Annotated in this window: 7 protein-coding genes and 1 pseudogene; 4 read left to right on the top strand and 4 right to left on the bottom strand. The window is 72.3% G+C overall.

Translation table 11 applies throughout. The features are described from left to right. From ACFU53_RS08635 to ACFU53_RS08620, 4 genes and pseudogenes are all read left to right on the top strand, one after another. Window positions 1–549 (top strand): IS630 family transposase (locus ACFU53_RS08635; RefSeq protein ID WP_383987716.1); only part of this gene is annotated, 549 nt, incomplete at its 5' end. Between the two features lie 190 nt (window positions 550–739). Further along, window positions 740–1,816, top strand: coding sequence for an enoyl-CoA hydratase/isomerase family protein (locus tag ACFU53_RS08630; protein ID WP_383987713.1), 1,077 nt, complete (start codon window positions 740–742; stop codon window positions 1,814–1,816). Window positions 1,817–1,884: 68 nt separating this feature from the next. Then, window positions 1,885–2,415: a GNAT family N-acetyltransferase gene (locus tag ACFU53_RS08625; protein ID WP_383987711.1), complete on the top strand. Its 531-nt coding sequence runs from the start codon at window positions 1,885–1,887 to the stop codon at window positions 2,413–2,415. Window positions 2,416–2,644: 229 nt separating this feature from the next. Then, a pseudogene (locus tag ACFU53_RS08620) lies at window positions 2,645–3,031 on the top strand (ChbG/HpnK family deacetylase); the annotation flags it as partial. On the opposite strand, the gene hemC reads toward ACFU53_RS08620, so the two are convergent. From hemC to ACFU53_RS08600, 4 genes are all read right to left on the bottom strand, one after another. Further along, window positions 3,009–3,941 carry a hydroxymethylbilane synthase gene (gene hemC, locus ACFU53_RS08615; RefSeq protein WP_383987708.1) on the bottom strand — a complete coding sequence of 311 codons (933 nt, stop codon included), beginning with the start codon at window positions 3,939–3,941 and terminating at the stop codon, window positions 3,009–3,011. The pseudogene ACFU53_RS08620 and the gene hemC sit on opposite strands and share 23 nt — an antisense overlap. A gap of 130 nt (window positions 3,942–4,071) precedes the next feature. Beyond that, on the bottom strand, window positions 4,072–6,309 hold the full coding sequence (locus ACFU53_RS08610) for a bifunctional serine/threonine-protein kinase/ABC transporter substrate-binding protein (protein ID WP_383987705.1): 2,238 nt from the start codon (window positions 6,307–6,309) through the stop codon (window positions 4,072–4,074). Next, the gene (locus tag ACFU53_RS08605) at window positions 6,309–8,996 is read right to left on the bottom strand and encodes an ABC transporter substrate-binding protein (protein ID WP_383987702.1); all 2,688 of its coding nucleotides are present in this window, start codon (window positions 8,994–8,996) and stop codon (window positions 6,309–6,311) included. The genes ACFU53_RS08610 and ACFU53_RS08605 overlap by 1 nt, the downstream gene beginning before the upstream one ends. Further along, window positions 8,996–9,841, bottom strand: a complete 846-nt coding sequence (locus tag ACFU53_RS08600) for a hypothetical protein (protein WP_383987699.1) — start codon at window positions 9,839–9,841, stop codon at window positions 8,996–8,998. The genes ACFU53_RS08605 and ACFU53_RS08600 overlap by 1 nt, the downstream gene beginning before the upstream one ends. Between the last annotated feature and the right edge of the window lie 76 nt (window positions 9,842–9,917).

Below are 9,917 nucleotides of genomic sequence, written 5' to 3'. Positions count from 1 at the left end.
CTGGACCGGTCCCAGCCGGTGCTGCCGATGATGCCGGGCATGCCCGAACGCCGCACCCACGACTATCTGAGGCACGGCATCACCAGCCTGTTCGCCGCCTTCAACATCGCCGACGGCACCGTCATATCGGCACTGCACCGCCGCCACCGGGCGATCGAGTTCAAGAAGTTCCTGATCCGGATCGACAAGGCGGTGCCCGCCGGACTCGACGTCCACCTCGTCTGTGACAACTACGCCACCCACAACACCACCGAGATCAGGACGTGGCTCGGCAAACACCCCCGCTTCCACGTCCATTTCACCCCCACCGGCTCCTCGTGGATGAATCAGGTGGAGCGGTGGTTCGGCCTGCTGACCGACAAGCTCATCCGCCGCGGCGTCCACACCTCCGTGAAGGCGCTGGAGGACGACATCACTGCGTGGATCGACACCTGGAACGAGAACCCGCGGCCCTTCACCTGGACCAAGACAGCCGACGAGATCCTCAACTCCCTCGCCGACTACCTCACCAAGATCGGAACCACCCGCCAGAAAACAGAGCAGAACTAACCCACAGGACTTCTGGCGCATCACACTAGCTCCTGCTCGGAGTGGGGTCCGTCTCATGACGGGTGGTCGCCGGTCGCCGCGTCCGGTGTGCCACCGCGATGGTCCGGGACCCACGTGTCCGCCAGATCCTGGAAGGAACCGACGAGAACATGCGCGTCAGCGTGGCCCGAGGCCTGACGGAGACCCGCCGATGACCGGCGGCGAAGAGCCCGTCCTCCTGCACACCGCCGGCCGGACCGCCCACATCACCCTCAACCGCCCGAAGGCCCTCAACGCCCTCAACCACGCCATGGTGCGGCGCGTCGACGAGGCACTGACCGCCTGGGAACACGACCCGGCCGTCGAGACCGTCGTCATCACCGGCGCGGGGGAGCGGGGGCTGTGCGCGGGCGGCGACATCCGCGTCGTCCACGACGACGCCCGCGACGGGGACGGCACCGCCTCGGCCGCGTTCTGGCGCGACGAGTACCACCTCAACGCCCGTATCGCCCGCTACCCCAAGCCCTACGTCGCCTTCATGGACGGGATCGTCATGGGCGGCGGCGTCGGAGTCTCCGCGCACGGCAGCGTACGCATCGTCACCGAGCGGTCGAGGATCGCCATGCCCGAGACCGGCATCGGCTTCGTACCGGACGTCGGCGGCACCCACCTCCTCGCCCTGGCCCCGGGCGAACTCGGCACCCTCCTCGCCCTCACCGGCGCGCAGATCGGCGCCGGCGACGCCCTGCTGTGCGGACTCGCCGACCACTTCGTACCGTCCATGTCGCTCGGGCACCTCCTCGACGACCTCGCCGCCCTGCCCGTACAGGACGCCCTCGCCCGGCATGTGCGGCAGCCGCCTCCCGGCGAGCTGGCCGGACAGCGGGAGTGGATCGACGCCTCCTTCGCCGCCGACACGGCCGAGGAGATCGTCCGGCGGCTGCTCGCCCACGGCGACCCCGCGGCGAAGGAGACCGCCGAGACCCTGCTCGCCAAGTCGCCCACCGCCGTCAAGGTCACCCTGGCCGCCGTGCGCCGTGCCCGGCGGCTCGGCTCCCTGGAACGGGTCCTGGAGCAGGAGTACCGCGTCTCCTGCGCCGCCCTGGCCACCCCCGACCTGGTCGAGGGCATCCGCGCCCAGGTCATCGACAAGGACCGCACCCCCCGTTGGTCCCCTTCCACCCTCGCCGATGTCACCGACGCCGCCGTGGAGCGCTTCTTCGCGCCGCTCGGCGACCGCGAACTCGGCCTCGCCGAACACGATCCCACGGAGGAGACGGCCCGGTGAGCGGACCTGGCCGCACCCCGCCGCACACCGGACAACACGCGTCACCTCACCCGCACCAGGCTGCCACCGTGACCGACACCCCCCACGGCATACGGATCAGGCCCGGCGGCCCGGCCGATGCTCCGGCCATCCTCGGCATGCTCGACGCGGCGGTGGCCTGGATGAACGAGCGCGGCAACACCGAACAATGGGGCACGATCCCGTATTCGCGGCGGCCCGACGGGGCGGTAAGGATCGAGCGGTACACGGTCGAGAACACCCCGTACATCGCGGAGCTGGACGGAACACCCGTCGGAGCCCTGGTGCTGGACTCGGGCCCCAGCCCGCAGATGCCGATCGCACCGGCCGGAGAACCCGAGCGGTACGTCCGGCTGCTGGTCTCCGACCGACGGCACGCCGGTCTGGGCATCGGCGCGGCCCTGCTGGCCCACGCCGCCGAGGAGACCCGCCGGGCCGGCGTACAGCTCCTACGGGTCGACTGCTGGGCGGGCGGCGGCGGCCGCCTCGTCGCGTTCTACGAACGCAACGGCTTCACCCCCACCGACCGCTTCCTATCCGACACCTGGCCGGGCCAGGTCCTGGCCCGGCGCGTCGGCTGACCGCGCCACCAGGCACCACCGACCACCAGGCGTCACCGACCGTCCGGCGTCACTGGCCGCCAGGCACCATAGGCCGTCAGGCACCGCTGGCCGCCAGGCGCCACCGGCCGCCCGGCGTCACTGACCGCAAGGCACCGCTGACCGCCAGGCGTCACTGGCCGTCAGGCACCATAGGCCGTCAGGCACCGCTGGCCGCCCGGCGTCACTGACCGCAAGGCACACCGACGCACTGACGGTGGGGCTGGCCGCCGAGTACGGCCTGGCGGCACGGGTCTGGCTGGAGCCCGGACGGCAGGCGACGCGACAGCGGGGGTTGCCGGTCGTCGACAACGACTTCCTGGACAGCTTCTCCCTCGACACCGAAGGGAAAGCGGCCCGGTACCGGCAGCTGCTGCGCGACCTGCCGGCCGGACTGAACGAATGGGCCGTCCACCCCGGTCTCGGCGACCCGGCCTCGCAGGCGATCGACGGTGGCTGGCTGGTGCGCCGTACGGACTACGAGTTCCTCACATCACCCCAGGCCCGCGAAGCCCTGACTCAGGAGAGCATCGTCGTGATCGACTACCGGTCGATCCAGCGAACCTGGACGAGGGTCAGTGGGGGATGCCGTCGATGAGGTCCCGGGCGCCTTGGCGGAGCAGAGCGACGGCGACGGAGGTACCCAGGGTCGCCGGGTCGAGTCGGCCGGCCCATTCGTGGGCGTTGAGGACGGTCTTGCCGTCGGGGGTGAACACGCAGGCACGGAGGGAGAGTTCGCCGCTCCGGTGCGTGCGGGCGAACCCGGCGATGGGGCTGTTGCAGTGCCCCTGGAGGACATGCAGGAACATGCGCTCGGCGAGTGTTTCTCGGTGGGTGTCCGGGTCGCCCAGGCCGCTGACGGTATCGATGGTGAGGGCGTCGTCCTCACGGCACTGCAGCGCCAGAACGCCCGCCCCGATCGGCGGCATCATCGTCTCGACGGACAGGATCTCGCTGATCACATCCGCACGTCCGATCCGCTCCAGCCCGGAGACGGCCAGCAGCAGCGCGTCCGCCTCGCCGGCGGCGAGCTTCTCCAGACGGCGGTTGGCGTTGCCGCGGAACGGCACACAGTCCAAGTGCGGGTGAGAAGCGGCGAGTTGCGCGGTGCGCCGTACGGAGGACGTGCCGATACGAGTCCCCGCGGGCAGCTCGTCCAGGGTGCGCCCGGCGGGGTCCACGAGCGCGTCGCGGATGTCGTCCCGCTCGAGGAACGCGGCGAACATCGTGCCCGCCGGGAGGGGCCGGTCGGCGGGAATGTCCTTCACACAGTGCACGGCGAGATCCGCCTCGCCCGCGATGAGCGCGGCGTCGACCTCCTTGGTGAACGCCCCCTTGCCCTCGACCTTGGAGAGGTCGCCCATCCACTTGTCCCCGGTCGTCTTCACGGGGACCACTTCGGTGCGAAGCGTGGGGTGGAGCACGGCGAGTTCGGCACGTACGCGCTCCACCTGGGCCAGAGCCATGGGCGAGTCTCGGGAAACGATGCGAACCAAGTCCTGCGACATAAAGGCAAGATAGCCCCTCGGGCCCGGCCCCGATGACCACCCTCGACCCCACCTTCGACGCCCGTCGTGACCCCACCCTCGACGACCTGCCCGGACGACCTGCCCGAACGGTCGGCCTTGGCGACCGGCCTCACACATCCGCCCGCTGGTACTGCCCCAGAAAGTCGAACTTCCTTTCGGTCGCGCGGAACAGGAACAGCGCGTCGTGGTTGTATCCGTTGTCCGTGGTGTATGCGACGGTCCGGCTGATGCCCTTGTAGGCCACCTCGTGCATCCGGCGCACGACCGCGCCGCGTTCCGTCAGGGGCGAGTCCTTGCTCGCGCACACCTCGGCCAGGAACAACACCGCGTCGTACGCCTCCGCCGCGTACCAGCCGGGGCGTTCCCCGTGCCGTGCCTCGTACGCCTCGGTGAAGGAGCGGGCCGCCGGGGTGGCCGTCGGATCGATGAACGTGGTGGCGAAGGCCCAGCCGTCGGCGGCGGCGCCCGCAGTCTTCAAGAACCGTGTGCCGAAGGCCCGTTGTGTCGCGATCCGGGTCCCGGAGAACCCGGCCCCGCGCAGCGCCGCCGCGAAGGCGCCCGCCCGTTCCTGGCCCCCGCTGAACACGACCGCGTCCGCCCGAGCCGCTACGACCTTCCCGGCGAGCGCGGTGTGGTCGAACTTTCCGGCGGCGACACTCGTGACGCTCGTGTCCCTCCCGTCGCGGCTCAGTGCGCGCTGGATGTAGTTGCACAGGGTCCAGGCGAAGTCGCCCTCGGCCCGGTCCTCGACCAGGAACACCTTGCGGGCGTCGGCCTTGCCCGTGAGATAGACGTTGCACGGGGCGGCGAGCAGCTGATCGGTCGGAGACAGCTGCGCATGCGAACTGAGCGTGGACAGGCCGGTCTCCCTGACCTGCGGTGTGACCCCCACCGACACCGAGACGAGGGGGAGTACGGCCTTCGTGTACGTCGTCTCCGCGGCGAGGAAACAGTCGTCCGTGGTCGGGCCCAGCACCGCGAGGACCCGCTTGTCCGCCACCAGCCGCCGGGCCCGGTCCAGGCTCCGATCGGGCTCGCCACCGTCGTCGTACGCCCGCAGCTTCAGCCGTAGCGGCCGGGTGGCGTCGGCGTTGACGTGCGCGACGGCCAGCCGGGCGCCGTTGAGCTGGGCGCGCCCGATCCGGCCGGTCGCGCCGGAGAGGTCGCCCTGGAAGGCCACGACGAGTTCGGTGCGCGGGACGGACGAGGGCGAGGCGCCGGCGCCGGCCTTCCGATCGCCACGGTTGCTCCACCACCAGGCTCCGCCACCGACCGCCAGCACCCCGACCGCTCCTGTGGAACCGAGCGCCAGGAAGCCGCGGCGGCTCGTGGTCGGGGGACCGGCTGCCGGTTCCTTGAGGGACGTCACCGTCACCGCGCCCGAGTCCGCCGGCCCGTTCGCGATCGCGTCCGCCGGTGCGGTCGAGGCCGGTACGGACACCCGGGTCGGCTCGATCGCGCCCATGGCGAGCACTGTCGCGGACCGGTCCGCGATCAGCCGGGTCACCGGCTCCGGCAGCCACCGCTCCCGGTCGGCGGGTACGGCCGCGTCGAGCGCCGCACCGACCTCGACGGCGGTCGGCCGCCGCGCCGGATCCTTGTCCAGGCACGCCCGTACGACCGGCTCCAGCGCCTCCGGGATGCCGGGCAGCTCCGGCTCGTCGTAGACCGTACGCAACAGCATCCCGGCGGCAGCGCCGCTGCCGAACGGCCGTACGCCGGTCGCGGCGAAGGCCAGGACGCAGCCCAGCGAGAAGACGTCACTGGGCGGGCCGATCCCGGCGCTGCGCGCCCGCGCCTGTTCGGGCGACAGGAAGCCGGGCGAGCCCACGACGACGCCGGTGGACGTGAGCGCCGTACCCTCCGGCGTACGCGCGATGCCGAAGTCGATGAGCCGAGGTCCGTCCGGGGCCAGCAGCACGTTGCCCGGCTTCACGTCGCGGTGCACCAGCCCCGCCCGGTGGACCGCGTCCAGTGCCTCGGCGAGCCGCAGTCCCAGCACGGACACGGACGCGGGGGACCACGGCCCGTGTCCCTCCAGCGCCTCCGCGAGCGAGGGGCCCGGTACGAACGCGGTCGCCAGCCACGGATGCTCCGCGTCGGCGTCCGCGCCCAGCAACGGGACCACCCAGGGGCTGTCCACCTGCCGGGCCACCTCGATCTCCCGGCGGAAGCGGGCCCGGAACCCCGCGTCGTCCGCATGGGACGCCCGTACGACCTTGACCGCCGCGAAGGCCCCGCCCGGCGCGCGGGCCAGGAAGACGACACCCATGCCGCCGGCGCCGAGCCGCCGCAGCAGGCGGTAGTCGCCCAGCCGCGACGGATCGGCGGTGCGCAGCGGCTCCATCAGGCCGTCAGCGGCGCGGGGCCGCCGTACACGAAGGCTCCGTCCTCGACGCGCCAGAGGTAGCCGCCGGTGCCGTCGATGACCGGCAGGCCGTTCTGCTGGAACCCGTAAGTCCTGGTGATGCCCTGGTACTTGGCGGCTCGCAGTGCGGCGAGCAGTTCCTCGCGGGTACGGCTCTTGGACGGGAGGTCCGCGAGCGACTTGAGCACCATGGAGGTCACGTCGTAGGCCTCAGCCGCGTACGGGGGCGGCGCCTTCTTCCACCGCTTCCGGTAGGCGTCCGCGAACGCCTTCGCCTCGGGCATGTCCGCCGTGTCGACGACCGGTGCGACGATCGTCCACCCCTCGGCGGCCTCCTTCGCCGCCGTGACGAAACGCGGGTCGAGCAGCGCCGGCCCGGAGGCGCGGGCACCGGAGAAACCGCGCTCGTGCAGCGTCCGGGCGAACGACGCGCCCCGGTCGGGCAGTCCGGCGAAGGCGAACGAGTCGGTGTCGGCGGCCAGCAGGTCGTCCACCGTGTCACCGAAGCCGGACCGCATGGTGCTGACCACCCGGGGCAGATACGGCTGTCCCGCCGACTTCAGCTGCTTGCTCAGGCTGCTGCTGACCTCCCAGCCGTAGTTGTCGGCTGCCCGGTCCACGACGACACCGACCTTGCGCGAGCCGGTGCTCCGCAGGAACGGGTCCATGAAGAACGGCAGCAGCGAGTCGGGCAGCCGTGCGTGCAGGAACGAGCGGAACCCCTGCACGGAGAGTCCGATGGCGCCGGGGGACACCCCGAGGACGGGCAGGAGGGCGGCGTCGTACGCCGCCAGCGCCGACTGGGCGGTCGCGTCCGTGGTGGGACCGACCACGGCGAGTACGGCAGGGTCGTCGGCGAGTCGCTTCGCGAGCCGGGCCGACTCGGCCGGGTCGCCGGCGTCGTCCACGGCCCGCACGTCCACCTGGAAGGGTGCGTCCCGTCGAGCGTTGAACTCCGCGACGGCCAGTCGCAGTCCGTGTTCCTGGGCCTTGCCGGTGTCGCGCTGGTCGCCGCTGAGGTCACCGTGCAGCGCGACGGTGTAGGCGGGGCGCCGGGAGGAGGCGGAGGCGGTCGGCTTCTTGTCGCCCGAGCCGGTGGGCGCGCCCAGGGCCCACCAGGTGGCTCCGCCACCTGCGGCCAGCAGCGCGCCCGCCCCGGCGAGGAGGACGCGACGCCTCGCGGGGGCTTCGGGGGTGTCTGTGGTCGCCGTGGGCAGGGTGTCATCGGCGCCGGACGCCGGGGACGCGGTGTCGTCGTCGGAGGCGGAGCGCTGCGGACCGGTCCCGCTGGGGGAGCTGCCGCCAGGGGCGGTGTCCGCGCGCGAGGTGTCGGCCGAGATCTCGGTGTGGTCGATGTCCGGCAGCGCGAGCGCTTCGGTCGAACGCCGGGCGATCAGCCGGATGACCTCTTCGGGGAGCCAGGAGGCGGGGGCGTCGGCGCCGCCAGGCGTATCGACGGGGGCGTCGGCGGGCTCGGCCGGTGTCTCGTCGGCACCGGCACCGGTGTCGGTGTCGGTGCCGGCCTCGACATCGGCATCGGCCTCGACATCGGCATCGGCATCGGCCTCGACATCGGCCTTGACACCGACATCGGCATCGGCCTCGACATCGGCCTTGACACCGACATCGGCCTTGACACCGACATCGGCCTTGACACCGGCGTCGGCCTTGACACCGGCGTCGGCCTTGACACCGGTGTCGGCCTCGGCGTCCGGGGCATCGGCAGGCGTCTCGGTGGAAGCCTCACCGGACCCTGCGTCGGGACCGTCCGCCGCCCCGGCCGGAGCCGAACCCGCCGCCGCCCCTCCGAGAGCCGAACCCTTCACTCCCTCCCCGGAAACGGCACCCTCCGCAGCCTCTCCGGGCAGCAACTCCCGTACCAGCTCCGCCACCCCGGGCCGGCGGTCCGGGTCCTTCTCCAGGCAGCGGGACAGCGGGTCGCCCAGCGCGGCCGGGACACCGTCGAGGTCGGCCGGGTCGTGCACGGCCCGGTAGAGGAGCGCGTCGAGCGCCCCCGTGCCGAACGGCGGGCGGCCCGTCGCCGCGAACGCCAGCACGCAGCCCAGCGAGAACACGTCGCTGGGCGCGCCGATGGTCTGACCGCCCCGCCCTTCGGCCTGCTCCGGCGAGAGATAGCCGGGTGTGCCGACCACGAACCCCGTCGCGGTGAGCGAGGTGTCCTCGGGCGCCCTGGCGATGCCGAAGTCGATGAGCCGGGGCCCGTCCGGCGCGAGCAGTACGTTGCCCGGCTTGAGGTCCCGGTGGACCAGCCCCGCCCGGTGGACCTCGCCCAGCGCCAGCGCCAGCCGGCCCCCGAGGATCCGCAGCCCGTGTGCGGTGAGCGGCCCGTGCGCGGCCACGGCCTCGGCCAGGGACGGACCGGGCACGTACGCCGTCGCCAGCCACGGCGCCTCCGCGTCCGTGTCGGCGTCCACCAGCGGCACCGCCCAGGGACTGCTGATGCGCCGGGCGGCCTCGACCTCACGCCGGAACCGTTCCCGGAAACCCGCGTCCTCGGCGTACTCAGCCGCCAGCACCTTCAGTGCCACCAGCGAACCGGCCGGCGTACGCGCGAGATACACCACCCCCATGCCGCCGGCGCCGAGCCGGCCGAGCAGACGGTGGTCGGCGATCCGCGCCGGATCGGAAGAACGCAGCCGCTCCATCAGCCCTCGCCTCCGCCCAGCTCGTATCTCACCCGGTCGAGCATGGTGGTGGTGCCACGCGTCATGTACTGCTCCAGTTCGTCGACGGTGAGGCCTTCGGCGCCCTTCAGCGACACCGTCACGGTCACCTGGCCGAGCCGTGTGACCATCCACCGGTACATGGCCTCGCCGCCGCCGGTCAGATAGACGCCCGTCTCCAGGATCGAGTCGTCGGCGTAGTTGTTGCCGCGCATGCCGCGGGGAGTGCCCACGGACATCAACTTCGCGATCCGCTCGTCGGCGCGCACCTGCTGCTCCGGGCAGCGCAGCGCCTCCTCCAGCGTTTCGGACAGATGGTCGTCGGCACCGAGCACCGTCGTGTGCACCGTCGCCGTCGCCGTCACCTTGACCGTGCCGCGCTTCCCGGTGCCCGGCAGTTCGCTGTAGAGAGACAGCGAGGCGAGCACGTCGTCGGGCAGTGCCCGGCGCTGCCACCGGCACTCCTCGTCCAGTAGGGCGACAGTGCCCTCGGCGCTACGGGCGAGGGGCTGCGCCTGGAAGCCCGCGCCCCAGTCCTGCGGCCGCATCGCGACCGCCTCCGCCAGTACGGCGCCCTGCTCCCTGGAACGAGGTACGCGATCCGGGTCCGCCTCGAACGGCGTCGCCGACGGCTCCGCACCTTCCGCCGACACCTCCCCGGACGCGGAAGTGGAAGGCGTCGAGGACCCCGACGCCTTGGCCCCGGGCTCGGCCGCCCGCTCCGAAGCCCCCGCGCTGCAACCGCCGAGCAGCACAGCCGCAGCGGCCCCCGATGCGGCGGCCCGCAGCCGCCAACCACCTCTTCGTCCAGCCGACTTGTCGTCCATCGCCGCCCCCTCCACCGCGATACCCCGTGCGTGACCGGTGATCGTACAGAGGTACGCAATCCCGGCGGGTGCGGTT

It is taken from the genome of Streptomyces sp. NPDC057474 (assembly GCF_042802555.1).
Lineage (GTDB): Bacteria > Actinomycetota > Actinomycetes > Streptomycetales > Streptomycetaceae > Streptomyces.
The sequence above is the reverse complement of the archived record's forward strand: the minus strand, read 5'-3'. Positions and strand labels throughout refer to the sequence as shown.